Origin of the sequence: Duganella callida, from assembly GCF_004614165.1 — a bacterium.
GTDB lineage: Bacteria > Pseudomonadota > Gammaproteobacteria > Burkholderiales > Burkholderiaceae_D > Rugamonas > Rugamonas callida.
On the sequence record NZ_SPVG01000117.1, the window covers coordinates 20,113 to 43,054 of the forward strand.

The 22,942-nt window shown below is 59.9% G+C and carries 15 protein-coding genes; all 15 read left to right on the forward strand.

From position 1 onward, the window contains the following. Positions 1 to 50: 50 nt before the first annotated feature. The 15 genes from E4L98_RS11735 to E4L98_RS11805 all read left to right on the forward strand — a co-directional run bounded on the left by E4L98_RS11735 (position 51) and on the right by E4L98_RS11805 (position 22,930). A complete protein-coding gene (locus E4L98_RS11735) occupies positions 51 to 1,553 on the forward strand; it encodes an AMP nucleosidase (protein WP_135201741.1) in 1,503 nt (500 codons plus the stop codon). A 97-nt stretch (positions 1,554 to 1,650) separates the two neighbouring features. Further along, positions 1,651 to 4,389, forward strand: coding sequence for a type VI secretion system Vgr family protein (locus E4L98_RS11740; protein WP_307722110.1), 2,739 nt, complete (start codon positions 1,651 to 1,653; stop codon positions 4,387 to 4,389). Between the two features lie 15 nt (positions 4,390 to 4,404). Then, positions 4,405 to 6,045: an esterase/lipase family protein gene (locus tag E4L98_RS11745; RefSeq protein ID WP_135201742.1), complete on the forward strand. Its 1,641-nt coding sequence runs from the start codon at positions 4,405 to 4,407 to the stop codon at positions 6,043 to 6,045. Continuing rightward, positions 6,042 to 7,079: a T6SS immunity protein Tli4 family protein gene (locus tag E4L98_RS11750; RefSeq protein WP_135201743.1), complete on the forward strand. Its 1,038-nt coding sequence runs from the start codon at positions 6,042 to 6,044 to the stop codon at positions 7,077 to 7,079. Before E4L98_RS11745 ends, E4L98_RS11750 begins: the two co-directional genes overlap by 4 nt. Positions 7,080 to 7,228: 149 nt before the next feature. After that, the gene (locus E4L98_RS11755) at positions 7,229 to 7,537 is read left to right on the forward strand and encodes a hypothetical protein (protein WP_135201744.1); all 309 of its coding nucleotides are present in this window, start codon (positions 7,229 to 7,231) and stop codon (positions 7,535 to 7,537) included. A 311-nt stretch (positions 7,538 to 7,848) separates the two neighbouring features. After that, on the forward strand, positions 7,849 to 10,479 hold the full coding sequence (locus E4L98_RS11760) for a TonB-dependent receptor (RefSeq protein WP_135201745.1): 2,631 nt from the start codon (positions 7,849 to 7,851) through the stop codon (positions 10,477 to 10,479). 71 nt (positions 10,480 to 10,550) lie between these two features. After that, positions 10,551 to 11,903, forward strand: coding sequence for an MFS transporter (locus tag E4L98_RS11765; protein WP_135201746.1), 1,353 nt, complete (start codon positions 10,551 to 10,553; stop codon positions 11,901 to 11,903). A 16-nt stretch (positions 11,904 to 11,919) separates the two neighbouring features. Next, positions 11,920 to 12,867, forward strand: coding sequence for a glycoside hydrolase family 43 protein (locus E4L98_RS11770; RefSeq protein ID WP_135201747.1), 948 nt, complete (start codon positions 11,920 to 11,922; stop codon positions 12,865 to 12,867). Between the two features lie 77 nt (positions 12,868 to 12,944). After that, the gene (locus E4L98_RS11775) at positions 12,945 to 14,009 is read left to right on the forward strand and encodes an aldose epimerase family protein (protein WP_135201748.1); all 1,065 of its coding nucleotides are present in this window, start codon (positions 12,945 to 12,947) and stop codon (positions 14,007 to 14,009) included. A gap of 131 nt (positions 14,010 to 14,140) precedes the next feature. Continuing rightward, on the forward strand, positions 14,141 to 15,883 hold the full coding sequence (locus tag E4L98_RS11780; RefSeq protein WP_135201749.1) for an IlvD/Edd family dehydratase: 1,743 nt from the start codon (positions 14,141 to 14,143) through the stop codon (positions 15,881 to 15,883). Positions 15,884 to 15,899: 16 nt separating this feature from the next. After that, positions 15,900 to 16,892: an AraD1 family protein gene (araD1, locus tag E4L98_RS11785; RefSeq protein ID WP_135201750.1), complete on the forward strand. Its 993-nt coding sequence runs from the start codon at positions 15,900 to 15,902 to the stop codon at positions 16,890 to 16,892. Then, positions 16,889 to 18,460, forward strand: a complete 1,572-nt coding sequence (locus E4L98_RS11790; protein ID WP_135201751.1) for an aldehyde dehydrogenase (NADP(+)) — start codon at positions 16,889 to 16,891, stop codon at positions 18,458 to 18,460. The genes araD1 and E4L98_RS11790 overlap by 4 nt, the downstream gene beginning before the upstream one ends. Before the next feature lie 61 nt (positions 18,461 to 18,521). Beyond that, positions 18,522 to 19,289, forward strand: coding sequence for an SDR family NAD(P)-dependent oxidoreductase (locus E4L98_RS11795; protein ID WP_135201752.1), 768 nt, complete (start codon positions 18,522 to 18,524; stop codon positions 19,287 to 19,289). A gap of 85 nt (positions 19,290 to 19,374) precedes the next feature. Continuing rightward, entirely contained in the window at positions 19,375 to 21,363 is a 1,989-nt protein-coding gene (locus E4L98_RS11800; protein ID WP_135201753.1) for a glycoside hydrolase family 97 protein, read from the forward strand. Between the two features lie 16 nt (positions 21,364 to 21,379). Continuing rightward, positions 21,380 to 22,930, forward strand: coding sequence for an alpha-N-arabinofuranosidase (locus E4L98_RS11805; RefSeq protein WP_135201754.1), 1,551 nt, complete (start codon positions 21,380 to 21,382; stop codon positions 22,928 to 22,930). The last annotated feature ends 12 nt before the right edge of the window (positions 22,931 to 22,942 follow it).

Genomic DNA, 22,942 nt, shown 5'->3' on the forward strand with positions numbered 1-22,942 from the left:
TGCTTACAGCCTTTACAATAGGAAATACGAGCTAAAACTGAAGGAGCAGCATGATTACGAAACGCCCATCCATCGCCCCTCAACAGTTTGACGACGCCCAGGCGGCCTATGCGCAGGTGGTGGCGATTTACGACGCCAACATCGGCTATCTGCGTGATGCCATGAAGCGCTTCGTCGCCGGCGAGGACGTCGGCGAGCATGTGCGCGCCTGCTATCCGTATGTCCGCGTGCATACCGACACCGTGGCGCGCGCCGATTCGCGGCTGGCGTTCGGCTTTGTGGCCGGTCCCGGCACCTATGAAACCACGCTGACCCGGCCCGACCTGTTCGCCCGCTACTATTTGCAGCAATTTAAGCTGCTGCTGAAGAATCACAGCAATCGCCACGTCAAGCTGGAAGTGGGCGTCAGCGGCCAGCCGATACCGATTCACTTTTCGTTCGCCGAGCATGAGCACATCGAAGGCACCCTGTCGGCCGAGCGCCGCCTGCTGATGCGCGACGTGTTCGACCTGCCCAATCTGGCGGCGATGGACGACGGCATCGCCAACGGCACCCACGAGCCTATGCCGGGCGAGGCCCAGCCGCTGTCGCTGTTCACCGCGCCGCGCGTGGATTACTCGCTACAGCGGCTGCGACACTATACCGGCACCTCGTGCGAACACTTCCAGAAATTCGTGTTGTTCACCAACTACCAGTTCTATATCGATGAATTCATCAAGCTCGGGCATGAATTGATGGCCAGTCCGTCGGCGTCGCCGGGGGATGACTACATCGCTTTTGTCGAACCGGGCAATCTGGTGATGCGCCGTGTCGGCCAGGCGTCGGTGCCAGGCGACGCACACGGCGCGCCGCCGCCGCGCCTGCCGCAGATGCCGGGCTATCACCTGATCCGCGCCGACGGCACCGGCATTTCCATGGTTAACATCGGCGTCGGCCCGGCCAACGCCAAGACCATCACCGACCACATCGCCGTGCTGCGTCCGCATGTCTGGCTGATGCTGGGCCACTGCGCGGGGCTGCGCAACACCCAGGAATTGGGCGACTACGTGCTGGCCCACGGCTACGTGCGCGAAGACCACGTGCTGGATGAGGATCTGCCGCTGTGGGTGCCGATCCCGCCGCTGGCCGAGGTGCAGGTGGCGATCGAGGCGGCGGTGGCCGAAGTGACGCAACTGACCGGGCACGACCTCAAGCGCGTGATGCGCACCGGGACCGTGGCCAGCACCGACAACCGTAACTGGGAACTGCTGCCGCAGCGGACGCCGGAACGTCGTTTCAGCCAGAGCAGGGCGATTGCGCTGGACATGGAAAGCGCCACCATCGCCGCCAACGGCTTCCGCTTCCGCGTCCCGTACGGTACGCTGCTGTGCGTCAGCGACAAGCCGATGCACGGCGAGATCAAGCTGCCCGGCATGGCCAACCAGTTTTACCGCGACCGCGTCGACCAGCACCTGCGGATCGGCATGCGCGCGATGGAACTGCTGAGGGCGCTGGGCGTGGACAAGCTACATTCGCGCAAGCTGCGCAGTTTTACGGAGGTGGCGTTCCAGTAAAGGCGCTCGGGCTAAAGCGGCCTGAATTGTGCTTTCTCAAAAGGAATTTTGCTGATGGTGACATGATCGGCGACTTAGGTATCCCTAAGGAGCGATCGTGGAAAGCGGCGACTTTTTCAGCTTTATGACGGCGGCCAGGGAACTGGTCACCAGCAACCGGCCGCTGCGGCTGCGGCTCGAACTGCCCGGCGGCTTCAACGACGACCTGTTGCTGCCGCAGCGCGTGTACGGCACCGAGCACATCTGCGGCGGCATCGAATACCGCATACTGTGCTTCTCCGGCGAGGTGCAACTGCCGCTGAAGCAAATGATCGCCGTGCCGGCCACGCTGGAAATCGTCACCGACCGCGGCGCGCTGCGCAGCGTGTGCGGCATCGTCACCGAAGCCAGCTCCGGCGATAGCGACGGCGGCCTGGCCAGCTACCAACTGGTGCTGCGCGACGCCCTGGCCATCCTGGAAAAACGCACCAACACCCGCGTGTTCCGCAACATGGACGAAGTGGAAATCGTCCAGCGCATCCTGAACGAATGGCGGCACAAGAATTCCGTGCTTGGCGTCTGCTTCAAGCACGAGCTGTGCGAAGCGTTCGAACTGCGCACCTACCCCAAGCGTGAATTCACCATGCAGCACAACGAGTCGGATGCACACTTCATCCGTAGGTTGCTGAAGCGGCGTGGCATCGGCTGGTATGTGCGGGCGAACGGCGACAGCCACACGCTGGTCCTGTTCAACCGCAGCGACACCCTGCGCCAGAACGCCGCTGGCACCGTGCGCTACCACCGCGACAGCGCCACCGAGCAACGCGACACCATCACGCGCTGGAGCGCGGTGCGCAGCCTGCAACCGGGCGTGGTGACGCGGCACAGCTGGGATTACCGCAATCCCGAAGGGCGTGATTTCATGTCGGCGCAGACCGACGGCAGCAATAACCAGGGACCGAACGGCAATGAAATGGCCGCCAGCCTGGACGACTACCAGATCCTGCCGCCGCACGCTGGCAACGACAACGAAGATCTGTTCCGCATGGGCCAGCTGCGCTTGAAGCGGCACGACTACGAGTCGAAATGCTTCCATGGCGAAGGCAGTGTGCGCGATCTGTGCGCCGGTGAATACTTCCGGCTGGCCGAGCATCCTGAAATCGACAAGCATCCGGCGGAAGAGCGCGATTTCGTGGTCACGGCGTTGCGGGTAGCGGCACAAAACAATTTGCCGAAAGCGCTGGCGGCACGCGTGGAGGGGCTGTTCACCCGCAGCCGTTGGGCGCAAGAAGGCCACGAAATGCAAATGCAGCGCGAGCTGGGCGGCAAGGTGGCGGATGGGCCGTTGCGGATGCACATACAGTTCACGGCGGTACGTCGCACAGTGCCGATCGTGCCGGCGTTCGATCCTCGCATCGACGTGCCGCAGGCGCAGATGCAAAGCGCGGTTGTCGTTGGCCCGGAAGGGGAGGAAGTGTATTGCGACGAGCTGGGCCGTGTAAAGATACGTTTTCCCGGCACACGACCGGAGGATCATGCGGCCGGTGCCGGCGCATCCGACACGGAGGCTGATTCCGCCTGGGTGCGCGTCGCCTCCAATTGGGCCGGCAATGGCCCGGGCTCGCACCAGCAATGCGGCGCCATTGGCCTTCCGCGGATAGGCACGGAAGTCCTGGTCAATTTTCTTGGCGGCGACCCCGACAAACCGGTGATCGTCGGCCAGCTCTACAACGAACAGGCTCGACCTGCTGCTTTGAGTAGCGCTGGTATTTTGCCCGACAACCGCTACCTCTCCGGCATCAAGAGCCGCGAAATCAAGGGCCGTCGTGCAAACAAGTTGCGATTCGATGACACAAACGGAGAAATCAGCGCGCAACTGTCTAGCGATCACGCCAATACTCAGCTGAACTTAGGTTTTCTAACTGAATCCGGAACGGGCGAGGTAGCCACCGCGAGAGGGGAGGGGGGCGAGCTAGTTACCACAGAGTCAATTGCGATCAGAGCACAAAACGGGATATTGCTATCCGCAACTCCACACGATTCATCATCGCAGTTGGAGAGAACCGAGTTGTTGGGCACGGCTGAACTTCTGAGCAGTATTGCGGATCAGCTGGCATATCTGGCAAAGATTCATACGGCCGATCCAGATACAGGTCTTCAACTAGCCGATTTAGTCAACCGCGTAAAAAATTGGAATGCCGGGAAAAAGCTGGGGGTTATTGCCGGTAGTGCACCTGACGGCATGTTCCTCGGTAGTGATAAGAATATAGCGATAGGGGCAGAGACAGATATTGATTTGATCGCGGCAAAAGATGCACTGATATCTAGCGGGAAAAACATATTCATTCGTGCATTGCAGAGCGTAAGCCTATTTGCGCATGAACTTGGTCTTAAACTGGTAGCCGCGAAAGGCAACGTAATGATGCAGGCTCATAACGGTGATATCGAAATGACAGCGACCGGCTGCATAAGAATTAACGCCGGCAAGGCCGTTGAGATCATTGCTCCTGAGGTAAAAATTATTGGGACGGGCTCACAAATCAACATAGGAAATAGCGAGATTACCCAGCAAAGTAAAGGTGGACACTTCGTTAAGTCTTCGAAGTTTGTCCACACGTCAGGAGGCGATGGCGAAGTAGGCGATATCAAATTTCCTGCCACTGAAATCCAAACCGACGAGCGTGTTGTACTCCATCATGCGCAAACCGGAGAACCGGTAGTCGCGCGTCGATATCGCATGATTTTGCCGGATGGTAGCATCATCGAAGGTGTGACTAATCAAAAAGGGCAGACCGAGCTCGCGACAGGTAAGGAAATAGGTGATATCGAAGTGACCATTTTTCCAGAAGATTCATGACGCTTGGAGTTGACAATGACTACCGCACGTCTTAACGAACCGACTCGCCCAGTGTCTGCAGTAACGGATGCCGTGGGCAATCTGAAAGCCAATACGTCTCTTTCTCCGAAAGCAAATACAACAAGGGCGAGCATCGCAGTCCCGCCAAGAAAAATCATGCCGGTCATCGTGATAGCCGGAATTATGGGCAGCAATCTGAGAACTCGCATATCGGCTTCGAAAAATGACACGACACTGAACCCTGGCGAGGCGGCATGGCGCCCTCCGAATGGAAAGAAGGCAGGGTTAGCCGAAGCCAAAAAATGGACTCTGCGAACACCAGAAATCCGCCAGAGGATTTTGAACGGGGATATGCTGGAAGTCGATCCCACAGGTGAAATCACTGATATTCCAGATCATCTTGACGTGGAAATTTGTAGGGCTCGCGGATGGGGAGAAATCCATGCAGATAGCTACGGTGGCTTATTAGCCACACTCCAGAAAAACCTGAATAGCACATTCAAAGTATCTTCTGAAAAAACCGAAATGCATCCGGTCTGGGTTGAGATAAACAAATTTGATCGAGAAGAATGGGGTACGTCTCCGGACGGGATTGGATCGATAATAACTGAGGGTGAATTAAAAAAATTTGGATCTTATTATTACCCAGTATATGGCTTCGGCTACAACTGGCTTCAATCCAATGAGGAGTCCGCAGCTTCGTTACAACGTAGAATCGAATCGATCATCACGTCGTGGGTGACGGCGCAACATCAGTGTCATCACGTCGTTTTGGTAACCCATTCCATGGGCGGTCTCGTCGCGCGGGCGTGTGCAAAACAAATGGCCGATAAGATTGCAGCGGTTGTGCATGGCGTCATGCCTGCCTGGGGCGCCCCGGCTTGTTATCGAAGGCTAAGCTGTGGTACCGAAGCTACCAGTCCTGGCAAAGGAACGATCGATACCATAGCAATGGGAAAATTTGCCGAAATCGCCGGAAGGACCGCGGAAGAAACTACGCCCGTTCTAGCAGTGGCTCCTGGACCGTTGGAACTATTGCCTAACCATCTTTATCCAAGCTGGCTATTCGCCCAAATCAATATTCCTCAGCATCCATATTCTGTTGGATTGAATTTTCACGAGAATAATCCCTATCAATTTTACAAAGATTTTGAGTGTTGGTACCGCGCCATCGATCTTAGCTTGGTTGATCCGGCAAAAAAAATGGCTGGAAATACACATAAGAAGGTGGTTAGAGCTTTAAATCAGGCAGAGAAATTTCATAGAGAGTTACTTGATACATATTACCATCCTAATAGTGCAGCTTTCTATTGTGCAGATACTCAACAACGCGCTTTTGGGAGTTTTCGATGGTTAAGTACAACTTCCACTGCAGTGTCACCTACTGTATTGCAGAATGGTGTGGTCGAAAGCAATACATTTAGTGGAGCACGGAATGTAGTTATTACCAAAGGGCCGAGATTATTTTTTGAGCCGAGTGATCAAGATCAGGCTGGTGATGGTACCGTGCCATTACAATCTGGAGAAGGTCCTTCGGGAAAAATTTCCCATATATTCAAGACCAAAGGCTACGATCACCAAGGCTCATATAACAATGAGGGAATGCTAAAGTTGACACAGCACCTCATCGTAAAGCTCCTTCAAGGTTTCGCATGAAAAAAAATACGTTTAGAGTATTATTCTTTTTGCTGCTTTCAATCTTGACATTATTTGAATTTAAAGAAAAATATATTATCTGGAGATTAAAAGTGGATGAGCAAAGTAAAGCTTTACTTATGAAGCGAGTTTGTGTTGGTCGATTTACTATTGATGTGCCAAAAAATTATGTTGTGACCTATCGTCAAGCTACTGTAAACGGATGGGATATTTCTACTATCGAGGAAACGAATGAAGCTTTCTATATACGCATTAAAAACAAAGAAGATAGGCTTCTATCCGAAAAAAATGAACATAACGGAAAGTCACTTGAGATTTCGTACGATATTAAAACAAATGAACTAACGGGCAAGATATTTTTGTACAATCGACAACGGCTTGATTATTATAAAAACGGTAATAAAACAGTGACGGAATCTGTATCGATCGACGCATCAGTTAGGTCGAAAGAGTTAAGTTATGATTTTACCTCTGAGTTGCGAAGTGCTGACGATTTCGATCGTCTAAAAGAGATTTTGAATCAATTGGAAATCCTTCAGGATTCCGAAAGTAGTCGACATGGCGGGTTTTGTTTCGATCATGGCATGCTTCGTGATCCAGTCCCAATCAATTATCATGAGCACGTGTCGATTTTTTTGGGGATCAAAAGCAATCCTGATCTGGCAATTTCATTGAGTACTACTGCCGGAGTTCGCCCATCTTCATCGTTACTTCAGCGGAATGAAGCTAGTGTAATCCAGCGGGAATATGCATCACATTTTCATGACTTACGGATAGGCGCAAGGGCAATAAATGGCGTTCCGGGGGAGGAAGTTCTTCAGCGGGTAGATGAGTTAAACGGGGTGAAAGGACATAACTTCATGTGGGAATCCTCTGGTAGTACCGAGGATATTTTCCTACCATCATTAACTTTAGAGCTCAGTACTGGTTTAGGCAAGCCGGGCGCTCCGGTGAACTCAAGTTTGACTGACTCCGAGGCGTTGGCGCTGTGGGACAAGATTTCATCCAGCTTGCGTCGTCGGCCGGAACTTTAGCGGAACAAAACATATTTATGAGGCAACGCACACTCTTTTCGCTGCTGGTGCTGACAGCTGTGATATCGACTTTTTTAGGTATAGTCCTCTCAGAAACGGGAATCGCGCACTCCAGGTTCAAGAGAGCATTCCGTCTGGACGAGCCTCTTTTGATCGAAGGACAAGCACAAGGCAGCTATTCCATACTGCCGCAGGGGACTGTTCTTTACTACGACCGGAACTGGGATGAAGGCCATGGCACTTATCATGTGTACTTCCATTTCAAAGGCGAGCTCAAGGCGACGGAGGTGGCCGCCACCGGCATCGATCCAATCTGGCTGCGGACCGTTGAAGCGGAAGAGCTACCCAAGCTGCTCCATAGTTATCCGGTCAGCCGCAGCGAATTGGTGAGCATCTTAAAGGCACGGCAATTATCCAGACTGGACGTGCTGGAAATTCTGCGGGGCTGGGAAGATTGACGGCAAGGTGTTGCAAGTTTTGCGCAACTGCCAGTGGAGATTAAACGACATTTCGGTAGCATAAATCGCCATCGAGCCTCGATCCGACCGTAAAACTGTGTAAAGCCACGGTAAACGCTTACCTCCACCAAGTCCGCAAGATTGCGGGCTTTTTCATCCTGGGCAGCCGAACGCTCGTTCGCTTCGATACTTTTTTCGGTATCGAAAACCCCGAAAAATTGATTGGTTTGTTTGTTCTCCAGCACCTAACATTTGCCTCAGACAGCTGCCCCAAGGCTTTCTCTAGAACAATTAGATCATACTGGAGACTTATGAAACACATCATTTCCGGGACGCCTGCGTCCCAGGTTAAGCATCGTCTCGTCCTGAAATCCGGTGTCGCCGTGATGGCCGCCGCCGGCCTGCTGAGCGCTTTCCCGGTGCTGGCGCAGGAAGCTCCCGCAGCGCAGGACAATCCAGAAAACACCGTGACCGTGACCGGCGTGCGGCGCGCCGCGGAGACTGCCCAAAAGATCAAGAAAGACGCCGATAACGTCATCGACTCCATCGTCGCTGACGATATCGGCAAATTCCCGGACACCAACGTGGCCGAAACGCTGGCGCGCGTCACCGGCGTGCAGGTGCGTCGCGATGGCGGCGAAGCCAACACGGTGCTGATCCGCGGCTTGCCCGGTATCGCCACGCTGCTGAACGGTCGCGAACTGTTCACCACCACCGGCCGCTATATCCAGCTGGCCGACCTCCCGTCCACCATGCTGCAGCGCGTGGACGTGTACAAATCGCAGAGCGCCGATTTGAACGAGGGCGGTATCGCCGGCGTGATCGACGTGCGCACCAACCGTCCGTTCGACTTCAAGGGCTTCACCGCTGTGGTGAATGGTGGCGCCACCAACAACTCGCAGGCCGAGCGCACTGACCCCAACGTCAGCGGCATGATTTCCAATCGCTGGAAGACCGACTTCGGCGAAGTCGGCGCGCTGTTCGGCGTGTCGTATGTGCGCAACCACTACTCGGAAGAGCGCGTGTTCAACACCAAGCCGATCGACAAGAGCTGGCTGCTGCCTAACCTCACCGGTCCTGACCTGATGGGCCTGGAGAACATCAAGGGCGACCGCCGCCGCATCGCCACCAACTATGCGCTGCAGTGGAAGCCGAACAAGGACGTCGAGCTGTACGCCGAAGGTCTGGGCACCCACTACCTGAACAACTTCGAAACCGACTTCTTCGTCGGCCTGCCCTGGTGGGGTCCCGGTGAGCTGATGAGCGGCACCAAGATCCCGGGCTCGAACCAGTTGCAGACGCTGACCTCGCACAACGTCAACACCATCATGTCGACCCAGGCCAACCGCGCCAGCAATGTCACCCAGCAGCACGCCATCGGCGGCCGCTGGAACGCCGCGCCTGGCCTGCGCCTGAGCACCGAACTGGCGCGCACGCTGTCGGATTACGACTGGCAGAACCCGATCCTGGACACCATCACCAATGTGCCCAACGCCACGGTCAACACCAACGTCGGCGGCACCGCGCACCTGGTGTATGGCGGCGAGGATCTGAACGATCCGAAGAACTACACGCTGGACCAGCTGTTCGACCGCTACGGCCGTGACCACGGTTCCTCGACCGACTGGCACGCCGACGGCACCTACACGCTGCAGGACGACGGCTTCTTCAAGGACTTCGGTTTCGGTGTGCGCGCCAACAAGCGTACCGCGGCTTCGATCAAATCGTTCGAAGGCTCGGTGCTGGCGCCGACCGGCGTGGGCGTGAGCACGCTGCCGGGCATGACCTGCAATTCGCAGATGCAGAACGACTGGGGCACGACCTCGTGGTACACGCCTTGCGCCAGCTATCTGATCTCGAACACCGCCGATGTGCGCAAGGCCGTCACCGGCAGCAGTGTGGCCAAGGCGCTGGATCCGGGATCGTTCTTCGAAGACCAGGAAAAGAACTACGCCCTGTACGGCAAGGCGCACGTGGGCTGGGAAACCGCCGGCATCCCGATCGACGGTGTGCTGGGCATGCGCGTGACCAAGACCGATTCGGACCTGCTGGGCAATTCGCTGGTGGGCACCACTTATGTGCCGACCGTGAAAAGCTCCAGCGACAAGACCTATCTGCCGAGCGCCAACTTCAAGGCGTCGCTGCGTGATGACGTGATTGCCCGCCTGTCGCTGTCGAAGACCCTGACCCGTCCGGATTTCGCCCAGCTGAATCCCGGCACGGCCTACGTCAACGCCAACGGCACCACCACCCAGGCCACGGCCTCGGGCGGCAATCCGGACCTGAAGCCGTTCACCGCGCGTAACTACGATGCGTCGCTCGAGTACTACTTCTCGTCGACCGGCATGGCCAGCCTGGCGCTGTTCCGCCACGAGTTCAAGGGCTACATCATGAACAAGGTGGTGAAGGAGACCTTCAACGGCGTGAGCTACGACACCACCCGTCCGTTCAACACCGACGACGGCTATCTGCAGGGCGGCGAGATCGCCTACCGCACCTTCTTCGACAAGCTGCCGGGCTGGATGAGCGGCTTCGGTCTGGAGGCGAATGCGACCTACACCGAAGGCCAGACCACTTCGTCCTCGGTGGACGGCAACGCGGCCAACGGCAAGGCATTCGCCGGCATGTCGAAATGGTCGTACAACGTGGTCGCGCTGTATGAAAAGTATGGTATCTCGGGCCGCCTGGCGTACAACTGGCGTTCGAAGTTTGTGCAGGTCTACAATGACACCGGCGACGGCAAGGATCTGTGGGCTTCGCCGATGTCTTCCCTGGATGGCTCGCTGGGCTACAAGATCAACGAGAATACGACCGTCACGCTGACCGGCACCAATCTGTTGAACTTCAAGTACACCGACTACTGGACCAACAAGGGCCTGTACCCTCGCGATACGCGCCGCTATGATCGTTCGGTTGGCCTGTTCGTGAACTGGAAGATCTGAGCCTGTAGCAGCAACCCGGCCGCGTCCCCCGCCTGAGCGAGGGCGCGGCCTCGCACTTTGAGGTAATCAAGATGTCGAATCAAAAAATGTCGGTGTTTGAAAAAATCGGTTTCGGCGCCGGCGACATGGCGCTGAATGTGGTCATCTCGTCGATGATGTTGATGATTACCTTCTTCTACACCGATATCTACGGGCTGAAGACCACCGACCTGGCGCTGCTGTTCGGCCTGGTGAAGATCGTCGGCGCCATCGCCGACCTGATCATGGGGCAGATCACCGACCGCGTCACCATGCGCTGGGGACGTTATCGTCCGTGGCTGCTGCTGCTGGCCGTGCCGTATGGCGTCAGCGTGTTCTTCGTCTTCACCACCCCCGACTGGGGCTACAGCGCCAAGCTGCTATGGGCGTATTCGACCTACATCATCATGACCCTGATGACGTCGGGTGTCGGCGTGTCGTACATCTCGCTGCCCAGCGTGTTGTCGAAGGATCCGCAGGAAGTCCTGTCGGCCAACGGCTATCGTCTGTTCCTGGCCAAGGTTGGCGCCTTCATGGTGACCGTCGTGGTGCCGCTGCTGTCCGAGCGCTGGGGCGCCGGCAATCCGGCCGCCGGCTATCAGGCCGCGATGGCGCTGATGGCGGCCATGGGCGTGCTGCTGTTCCTGTTCTCGTTCGCCACCACCAACGAGCGCGTCAAGCATGACATCAAGCGTCAGCCGCTGCTGGAGCAGGTCAAGGTGCTGATGAAGAACGACCAGTGGCTGATCCTGTGCGCCGTCTGCGTCACCGGCACCATCGGCTACGTGGTGCGCGGCTCGGTCGCGATCTACTACGCCAAATACTATCTGCACGCCGACGCGGCCACCATCTCGGCCTTCCTGTCCACCGGCGTGGCGGCGGCCATCCTGTCCATGGTCGCTTCGACCTGGATCACCAAATTCTATTGCAAGATCAAGCTGTTCCGCTGGACCCAGATTGGCGTCGGCGTGATCAGCGCGGCAATCTACTTCGTCGTCAAGCCCGGCGATACGGCGCTGGCGTTCGTGCTGTATTTCCTGCTGTCCTTCGTGGTGGACCTGCATGCGCCGGTGTTCTGGTCGGCCATCGCCGAGACCATCGATTACGGCGTGGTCAAGACCGGCAAGCGCGTGTCCGGCTTTGCCTTCGGCGGCATCTCTGTTTGCCAGAAGGCGGGCATGGGCATCGCCGGCGCGCTGGTCGGCTTCCTGCTGTCGTATTTCCAGTACCAGCCCAACGTCGAGCAGACGCCGTTCGCGCTGCACGGCATCGTGCTGATGCTGACCCTGATCCCCGGCTTCTTCCATACCATCATGGGTCTGCTGATGTTCAAGTACCGTCTGAACGACGACTACTACGCGCAGGTCAAGCAGGCGATGGGCGTCAAAGGCTATGTGGCAGTCTAATTTTTTGGAACTTGAAATGGAAAACATCCTCACCCCGCTGATCGAGCAGCGCGCCGATCCCCATATCTACCGCCACACGGACGGCTATTACTACTTCACTGCCTCGGTGCCGCAGTATGACCGCATCGAGCTGCGTCGCGCGAAAACCATCGCCGGCCTGGTGGATGCCGAAAAGGTCGACGTCTGGCGCAAGCCGGATACCGGCGCCTGCAGTGAACTGGTGTGGGCGCCCGAGCTGCACTACAACGACGGCGCCTGGTACGTCTACTTCGCCGCCGCGCCGAGCCGCGAGATCAAGTACAAGCTGTTCCAGCACCGCATGTACGCGATCCGCAACCAGAATGCCAATCCGCTGGAAGGCGAGTGGGAGTTCATGGGCCAGGTCGACACCGGCATCGATACCTTCTGCCTGGATGCCACCACTTTCACCCACAAGGGGCAGCTGTACTACGTCTGGGCGCAGAAGGATGTCGACATCGAAGGCAATTCCAACCTCTACATCGCGCCGATGAAGACCCCGTGGCAGCTGGGCGGCAAGCCGGTGATGCTGAGCAAACCGGAATTTGACTGGGAAATCCGCGGCTTCTGGGTGAATGAAGGCCCGTCGGTGCTGAAGAAGAACGGCAAGATCTTCATCAGCTATTCGGCCAGCGCCACCGATGAGAACTACGCCATGGGCCTGTTGTGGGCGGACGAAAACGCCGACCTGCTGGACCCGGCGTCGTGGACCAAATCGCCGCAGCCGGTGCTGCAAACCTGCTTCGAGCACAAGATTTACGGACCGGGCCACAACAGTTTCACCGTGGCGGACGATGGCGAAACTGTCATGTTGGTTTATCATGCACGCACCTACACCGAGATTATCGGCGACCCGCTGTGGAATCCGGACCGTCACACTTTCGTCAAACCGCTGAAGTGGGACGCGCAGGGCATGCCCGTTTTCGGAAAGCCGTCTATCGCGTAAGCGCGACAGCTTCCAGCTAATTCGGCGGCCGAGCAGGGTAACCTCTCGGCCGTCTTGCTATCAGAGAGCCAAAACGAATGTCGCAACACACTATCACTGGAACCCCGTTCGGCACGCTGCCGGACGGCCGCGAAGCCACGCTGTACACGCTGACCAATGCCAACGGCATGGTGGCGAAGATCAGTGACCTGGGCGGCGTGATCAAGGAAATCCATGTCCCGGACCGCAACGGCGTGCTGGCCGACGTCTGCCACGGCTACGACACGGTCGAGCGCTATGCCGGCGGCGCGTCGGAATACTTCGGTGCACTGATCGGCCGCTATGGCAACCGCATCGCCAATGGCCGCTTCGAGCTGGACGGCGTGATCCATCAGCTGGACCTGAACGACGGCGCCAACCACCTGCACGGCGGCACGGACGGTTTCCACCGCCAGCTGTGGGAAGCTGAAACCTTCTACACGCCGCAATCTGCGGGCCTGATCCTGACCCACGTCAGCCGCGACGGCGACCAGGGCTACCCCGGCCGCGCCGAAGTGACGGCGATCTACGAGCTGCGGGCCGATAACGAATTGCGTATCGCTTTCCACGCCATCAGCGACAAAGCCACGCCGATCAACCTGACCAACCATGCGTATTTCAACCTGGCGGGGCAGGGCGATATTCTGGGCCACCAGCTGACCATCCCCGCAGACGGGTACACGCCGGTCGGCGCCGGTCTGATTCCGACCGGGCCGATCGCTCCGGTCGCCGGTACGCCGTTCGATTTCCGCGCGCCGCACGCGATCGGCGCGCGTATCGATCAAAAAGATGAGCAATTGGGCCATGGCTCGGGCTACGACCACAATTTCGTGCTGAATAAAGGCGCGACGGGGGCGTTCGAGTTGTCGGCCCGCGTGATGGAACCGGTCTCCGGCCGGGTGCTGGAGGTGTGGTCGCAGGAGCCCGGCATCCAGTTCTACAGCGGCAATTTCCTGAACGACTCGATTAGTGGAAAAGGACGCATTTACGGTTATCGCAGCGGCTTCTGCCTGGAACCACAGCATTTCCCCGACTCGCCCAACCGGCCCGACTTCCCTTCGACGATCCTGCGCCCCAACGAGGAATACTCGACGGTGATGGCTTACCGTTTCACCACGGCCTAGCCATATCGTTTTTGGTATCGAAGTCGAACAATAATTTATTGGAAAGTTATCTCGGTACAACTTAGTATGCCTTATCGATGCGGGGGCATGACACCCACGTCCCCGCACAGGAAAATACTGAGGAGAATTGCATGTCTGAGAATGACAAGAAGGTGAAGCTGCGTTCGGCCGAGTGGTTCGGTACCCAGGACAAGAACGGCTTCATGTACCGCAGCTGGATGAAGAATCAGGGCATTCCCGATCACGAATTCCAGGGCAAGCCCATCATCGGCATCTGCAATACCTGGTCTGAACTGACCCCATGCAACGCTCACTTCCGCAAGCTGGCGGAGCACGTCAAGCGCGGCATTCTGGAAGCCGGCGGCTTCCCGGTCGAATTCCCGGTCTTCTCCAACGGTGAATCCAACCTGCGTCCGACCGCCATGCTGACCCGTAACCTGGCCTCGATGGACGTGGAAGAATCGATCCGCGGCAACCCGATGGACGGCGTGGTGCTGCTGGTCGGCTGCGACAAGACCACCCCGGCGCTGTTGATGGGCGCCGCCTCGGTCGATATCCCGACCATCGTCGTTACCGGCGGCCCGATGCTGAACGGTAAATTGAACGGCAAGAACATCGGCTCCGGCACCGCTGTCTGGCAGCTGCACGAGCAGGTCAAGGCCGGCGAAATCTCCATGCACGACTTCATCGCCGCGGAAGCGGGCCATTCGCGCTCGGCCGGCACCTGCAACACCATGGGCACCGCATCGACCATGGCCTGCATGGCCGAGTCGCTGGGCACCTCGCTGCCGCACAATGCCGCGATTCCGGCGGTGGACGCGCGCCGCTACGTGCTGGCCCACATGTCGGGCATCCGCATCGTCGAGATGGTCAAGGAAGACCTGAAGCTGTCGAAGATCCTGACCAAAGAGAATTTTGAAAACGCCATCCGCGTCAACGCCGCCATCGGCGGTTCGACCAATGCCGTGATCCACCTGAAGGCCATCGCCGGCCGCATCGGCGTCGATCTGGAGCTGGAAGACTGGACCCGCGTCGGCCGCGGCACGCCGACCATCGTCGACCTGCTGCCGTCGGGCCGCTTCCTGATGGAAGAGTTCTATTACGCCGGCGGCCTGCCGGGCGTGATCCGCCGCATGGGCGACGGCAGCATCCTGCCGCACCCGAACGCGCTGACCGTCAACGGCAAGACCCTGTGGGAAAACTGCCAGGATGCGCCGATCTACGACGAGGAAGTGATCCGCACGCTGGACAACCCGATCCGCAAGGACGGCGGCATCTGTATCCTGCGCGGCAATCTGGCGCCGCGCGGCGCGGTGCTGAAGCCGTCGGCCGCGACGCCGGAACTGATGCAGCATCGCGGCAAGGCGGTGGTGTTCGAGGACTTCGAGCATTACAAATCGCGCATCATGGATCCGGACCTGGACGTGGACAAGGATTCGGTGCTGGTGATGAAGAACTGCGGCCCGAAAGGATATCCGGGCATGGCGGAAGTGGGCAACATGGGCCTGCCGCCCAAGCTGCTGGCAGCAGGCATCAAGGACATGGTGCGCATTTCGGACGCGCGCATGAGCGGCACCGCCTACGGCACCGTGGTGCTGCACGTGGCGCCGGAAGCGATGGCCGGCGGTCCGCTGGGCATCGTGCAGGATGGCGACTGGATCACGCTGGATTGCGCCGGCGGTCTGCTGAATCTGGAGATTTCCGACGAGGAGATGGCGGCGCGACAGGCCGCCCGCGTGCCGGGCAGCGCGCCGGGACCGAAGACCGGTTACCAGCAACTGTACATCGAACACGTGCTGCAGGCGGACCAAGGTTGCGACTTCGACTTCCTGGTCGGTAAGCGCGGTTCGGCCGTGCCACGTCATTCCCACTAATTCCGGAGACATCCTCATGCTGCTCGTACAATTCAAGAACGAACAAGGCGCGCGCCAGGTCGGCGTGCTGGAACAGGACACCATCCACATCATCGAGGGCTACGGCAGCACCTATGCGCTGGCCCAGGATGCGATCCGCAAATCGGTGGGCCTGGCGGCGCTGGCCAAGAAATCGGTCGGCGCCGCCACCGTCTCGTTCGACGCGGTGGCCGCCGCCGGCCGCCTGCTGTCGCCGATCGACCATCCGGATGACGCCCACACCTATGTCACCGGCACCGGCCTGACCCACCTGGGTTCGGCCGACACCCGCGACGCCATGCACAAGAAAATCGGCGGCGACGTCGAATCGCTGAGCGACTCGATGAAGATGTTCCGCATGGGCGTGGAAGGCGGCAAACCGGCCGCCGGCCAGGCCGGCGTGCAGCCGGAGTGGTTCTACAAGGGCGACGGCTCCATCGTCGCCGCCAGCGGTCAGGCGCTGAGCATGCCGGACTTCGCGCTCGACGGCGGCGAAGAGCCGGAGGTGGCCGGCCTGTACGTGATCGGCGATGACGGCCAGCCTTACCGCGTCGGCTACGCCATCGGCAACGAGTTCTCCGACCACGTGACCGAGCGCCAGAACTACCTGTACCTGGCCCACTCCAAGCTGCGCGCCTGCGGTCTGGGACCGGCGCTGCTGATCGGCGAGGCGCCGGTCAGCATCGAAGGCACCTCGCGCATCTACGACCAGGAAGGCAAGGTGCGCTGGGAGAAGCCGTTCTTCAGCGGCGAACAGAATATGTCGCACACCATCGCCAACCTGGAGCACCACCACTTCAAGTACCCGCTGTTCAAGCGTCCGGGCGACGTGCACATCCACTTCTTCGGCACCGCCACCCTGAGCGTGGCCGACAACATCGTGGTGCAGCCGGGCGAGACTTTCGAGATCGACGCGCCGCAATTCGGTCCGGCGCTGCGCAACAGGCTGTCCGTGTTCAAGACTGAAGTCGCCAAGGTGAAAACATTATGATGATTACGGGTGATGCACTGATCGGCGGCCAGGCCGTCAAGGGTACGGGCGCCGGCGTGCGTGCCTACAATCCGGCGCTGCAGGCCGTGATCGAGCCGGAATTCCGCACGGTGGACGCGGCACAGATCGACCAGGCCTGCCGTCTGGCCGAAGAAGCCTTCGATACCTTCCGTGAGCTGAGCGACGAGCGGCGCGCCGTCTTCCTGGAAACCATCGGCGACCAGATCATGGCGCTCGGCGATGTGCTGGTGGAGCGCGTGATGGCGGAAACGGCCCTGCCGCGTCCACGCATCGAGGGTGAGCGCGCGCGCACCGTCGGCCAGCTGAAAATGTTTGCCAACCTGCTGCGCGAAGGCTCGTGGCACGACGTGCGCTTCGACAAGGCGCTGCCGGAACGGACGCCGCCGCGCCCCGACCTGCGCATGCGCATGATCGGCCTTGGCCCTGTGGCTGTTTTCGCGGCCAGTAACTTCCCGTTGGCTTTTTCTGTCGCCGGTGGCGACACCGCGTCGGCGCTTGCCGCGGGCTGCCCGGTGGTGTTGAAGGCGCACTTCGCCCATCCGGGCACCTCGGAGCTGGTGGGCCGCGCCGTGGCCAAGGCGGTGGAGATCTGCGGACTGCCGGCCGGCGTGTTCTCGCTGCTGACCGGTATTGGCAATGATCTCGGTATCGCGCTGGTGCGCCATCCGGCCATCAAGGCGGTCGGTTTCACCGGCTCGCGCGGCGGCGGCATGGCGCTGGTGGCCGCGGCCGCGGCGCGCCCGGTGCCGATTCCCGTGTATGCGGAAATGAGCTCGATCAATCCCGTGTTCCTGATGCCGCAGGCGTTGAAGAACCGCGCCGAGGATATCGCCGCCGGTTTCGCCGCCTCGCTGACCATGGGCGTGGGCCAGTTGTGCACCAATCCTGGTCTGATCGTGGCGCTCGACAGCCCGGATCTGCAGCGTTTTACCGCCGCCGCCTCGCAGGCGCTGGTGGGCGGCGCGGCGCACGCCATGCTGTCGCCGGGGATCGCCGGCAATTTTGCGCGCGGCGTGAATCAGCTGGCCGAACATGCGGAGGTGAAGACGCTGGCGCTGGCGCCGCAGGCGGAAGGCAAGGGCGCACCGGCGCTGTTCGTGGCCAGCGCGGCGTCCTTCCTGTCGCAGCACGCATTGCAGGAAGAGGTTTTCGGCCCGGCGTCGCTGGTGGTGGTGTGCAAGGACGTTGCGGAACTGCGCCAGGTCACGGAGACGCTGGAAGGCCAGCTGACCGCCACGCTGCAGATGGACGAGGGCGATCTGGAAGCGGCGCAGGCGCTGCTGCCGGTGTTGGAGCGCAAGGTGGGCCGCATTCTGGCCAACGGTTATCCGACCGGTGTGGAAGTGTGCAGCGCCATGGTGCATGGCGGGCCGTTCCCGGCCACCTCGGATGGCCGCAGCACGTCGGTGGGCACGGGCGCGATCACGCGCTTCCTGCGTCCGGTGTGCTATCAGAACCTGTCGCAGGCCCTGCTGCCTGAAGTTCTGCGCGATGGCGGCTCGGCCAGGTGGCTGCGCCGCGACGGCGAACTGACACGCAACGCCTGATGTGTCATTCCCGCGCAAGCGGGAATGACATGCGGGGCTCACAATAATAAACGGAGACTACATGACACAACTGGCCAAGTTCGGCAGCTTGCGGGGCAAGCGCGTTTTCATCACGGGTGGCGGCACCGGCATCGGCGAAGCGATGGTGATCTCCTTCGCTGAGCAGGGCGCGCAAGTCGCCTTCGTCGATATCGCCCGCGACGCCAGCGTGGCCCTGGTCCGGCGTGTGAAGGAAGCCGGCTGGCCGGAGCCGCTGTTCCGACCATGCGACATTACCGACATCCCGGCCCTGAAGTCCACCATGGCCGAACTGTCCGGCCTGATCGGCGACTTCGACATTTTGGTCAACAACGCCGCCAACGACCAGCGCCACGACACCGCCGAAGTCACGCCCGAATACTGGGACAAGTGCATCGCCGTCAACCAGCGCCCGATGTTCTTCACCTGTCAGGCGGTCCTGGAGGGCATGAAAAAGAAGGGCGCCGGCGCCATCATCAATGTCGGCTCCATCTCCTGGCACGTCAAGAACGCCGGCTATCCGGCCTATGCCACCACCAAGGCCGCGACGCATGGCCTGACCCGTGGCCTGGCGCGCGAGTTCGGCGCCCATGGCATCCGCGTCAACACCGTGACGCCGGGTTGGGTGATGACCCAGCGCCAGATCGACCTGTGGCTGGATGACGCGGGTGAAGAGGACATCAAGCGCAATCAGTGCTTGCAAAACAAGCTGATGCCACAGCATGTGGCGTCCATGGTGCTGTTCCTGGCCGCCGACGACGGCGCCATGTGCACCGCGCAGGAATTTATCGTCGACGCGGGCTGGGTATAAGCCGTCCGCAGTAGCACCGTTCGCCCCCGGAGACACCGCACTACGATGCGGCGGGGTAGATCAACCATCTTAAATGGTGTAGAACATGGTGAAGACAATCATCGTCCCGGCGGCGGCCAGCGCCGCCGCGTTCGTGGCGGGCCTGCTTGGCGCGGTCGCGCCAGCGACCGCCGTCGGATCGGGCGCCGCCGCATCCTCCGCTGGATCGGCTCCTGCCTCGCAGACGCTGCGCAGCCCCGATCGGCACATCTCGGTCACGCTGCGCGCCGCTGGCGGCAAGCTGACTTATGCGATCGCCCGTGATGGCAAGCCGGTGCTGCAGGCCTCCGATCTGGGCATGCGGCTGGAAGGCGCGGACCTCAGCAGCGGTTTGTCCGTGCTGACATCCAGTGCGCCGCGCGCCATCGAGGACCACTACCGGATGGCGGTCGGCAAACGCCGCGACATCACTTACCGCGCCAACGAGCAAAGCTGGACCGTGCAGAACCCGCGCCGGCAAAAGATGGATATCGTGTTCCGCGTATCGGACGACGGTGTCGCCTTCCGCTACATCATCGCCGACCCCTCGCTGCCGCACAAGAAGCTGATACAGGAAACCACCAGCTTCGCCATGCCGTCCGGCGCGCTGGCGTGGTTGCAGCCGATGTCAGTCGCGCAGACCGGCTGGTCCAACACCAACCCATCCTATGAAGAACACTACCGGATGGCCATCCCGGTCGGCACCAAGTCGCCGACCGAAGCCGGATGGGTATTCCCGGCCCTGTTCAAGACCGGCGCCGACTGGCTGGCCATCTCGGAAGCGGACATGAACGGCAGCTACCAGGCGTCGCGCCTGGCGCCGGACTCCAGCGGCGGCAGATACCGCATCGGCAATCCGATGCCGGCCGAGGTCTACACCAACGGCAAACTGCTGGCCGAGACCGACGGCACCCTGACCACGCCGTGGCGCCTGATCGCGTTGGGCTCGCTGGCCACCGTCACCAACTCGACGCTGGGCACCGACCTGGCCGCGCCGGCCATCGCCTTCGATCAGGACAAGATCAAGCCCGGTCACGCATCCTGGAGCTGGGCCATCCTGAAAGACGATTCCATCGTCTACGATGTGCAGAAGCGGTTCATCGACTACGCGGCCGACATGCACTGGGATTACACCCTGATCGACGTCAACTGGGACCGCAACATCGGCTACGACAAGATCAGGGAGCTGGCCGACTACGCGGCGAAGAAAAACGTCGGCCTTATCCTCTGGTACAACTCATCCGGCGACTGGAACAAGACCGAGTACACGCCGAAGAGCAAACTGCTGACGCATGAGCAGCGCGCACAGGAATTCAAACGCCTGAGCGACATCGGCGTCAAGGGCCTGAAGATCGACTTTTTCGGCGGCGACGGCCAGTCGTTCATCGCCTACTACAACGACATTCTGCGCGATGCCGCCGATGCCGGCCTGCTGATCAACTTCCACGGCGCCACGCTGCCGCGCGGCTGGGCACGCACCTGGCCCAACCTGATGACGATGGAAGCGATACGCGGCTTCGAGTTCACCACCTTCGAGCAGAAGGACCAGGACGCGATGCCGACCCACGCCGCCATGCTGCCGTTCACGCGCAACCTGTTCGACCCGATGGACTTCACGCCGATGGTGTTCGGCGACATCCCCAATATCAAGCGCGCCAGCACCAATGGTTTCGAACTGGCGACCTCGGTGCTGTACCTGTCCGGCATCCAGCACTTCGCCGAAACGCCGCAAGGCATGGCCACCGCGCCGGACTACGTCAAACACTTCCTGCAAGAGCTGCCGCGCAGCTGGGATGACAGCCGCTACGTCGATGGCTATCCGGGACGGTACGCCGTCATCGCCCGCCGCGCCGGCGACACCTGGTACATCGCCGGCATCAACGCCACCGAAAGCGACAAGACGCTGATGCTGGACCTGTCCTTCGCCGGCAACAAGCAGGGCGTGATCATCACCGATGGCGACAGCGCGCGCAGCTTCATCCAGCGCGGCGTCGCCGCAGGCAAAAAAACCGCAGTAACCGTCAAGCCGCACGGCGGCTTTGTAATCCAACTATAAAAAGGAGACTGAAGATATGAACCCAATCAAACGCGGCGTACTCGCACTGTGCCTGCTGGCTTCCGGCGGCGCCTTTGCCGCTGACGCGATCAGCCTGACCATCGATACCGCCAAACCCGGCGCGGTGATCAACAAGGATATCTACGGCCAGTTCGCCGAACACCTGGGCACCGGCATCTACGAAGGCATGTGGGTCGGGCCGAAGTCGAAGATTCCGAATACGCGCGGCTGGCGCAACGACGTGGTCGGCGCGCTGAAGGATATCCACGTGCCGTTGGTGCGCTGGCCAGGCGGCTGCTTCGCCGATGAATACCACTGGAAGGACGGCGTCGGCCCGCGCGAGAAGCGTCCCGTCAAGGTCAACACCAACTGGGGCGGCGTCGATGAGCCGAACGCCGTCGGCACGCATGAATTTTTCGACCTGGTCGAGCAGCTGGGCGCCGACGCCTACGTCAACGGCAATCTGGGCACCGGCAGCGCGCAGGAGATGTCGGAGTGGATCGAGTACATGACATCCGACAGCAAATCGACGCTGGCCAACCTGCGCCGCAAGAATGGCCGCGACAAGCCGTTCAAGGTGGCTTACTTCGCGGTCGGTAACGAGGCCTGGGGCTGTGGCGGCAATATGAGTCCGCAGTACTACTCGGACCTGTATCGCCAGGTCGAAACCTTCCTGCGCGCGCCCAAACAGTATCGCCCCAAGATCATCGCCAGCGGCGGCAACGACAACGATGTCGCCTGGTCCGAGGTGCTGAGCAAGGAACTGAAGAAGCAGACTTACGGTATCAGCTTCCACTATTACACCATCCCGACCGGCAAATGGGAGGGCAAGGGCGCCTCGACCGGTTTTGCTGAAAACGAGTGGATTTCGACCATGGCCCGTACGCTGCGCATGGAGGACCACATCAGGCGTAACAGCGCAGCCATGGACAAGAACGACCCGGAGAAAAAACTGGGCCTGCTGGTTGACGAGTGGGGCACCTGGTACGACGTCGAGAAGGGTACCAATCCGGGCTTCCTGTTCCAGCAGAATACCCTGCGCGACGCGGTGGTGGCGGCACTTAACTTCAATATCTTCCACGCTCATGCGGACCGCGTGCGCATGACGAACATCGCGCAAATGGTCAACGTGCTGCAGTCCATGATCATTACCGACAAGGACAAGATGGTGCTGACGCCGACCTATTATGCTTACCAGATGTATGTGCCATTCCAGAACGCCACCTCGCTGCCGGTGACGCTGCAGAACAACCCGGACTACACCGCGGGAGAATTCAAGATCCCGGAGATCAGCGCGTCGGCCGCACGCGGCGCCGATGGCAAGCTGTATTTGGCGCTGGTCAACACCAACCCGAACAAGGAAGCCGATGTGGCGCTGAATATCCCGGGCCAGACCGTCAGGTCGCTGAAGGGGAATGTGCTGACCGCGGCGGCGATGGATACGCATAACACGTTCCAGGCGCCGAATGCGATCAAACCGGCGCCATTCACCGCAGCCGCCGGTGCGGATGGCAAGTTGAGCGTCAAGGTGCCGGCCAAGGCCGTGATCGTGGTCGCAGTGGAGTAAGCGTGGACGACG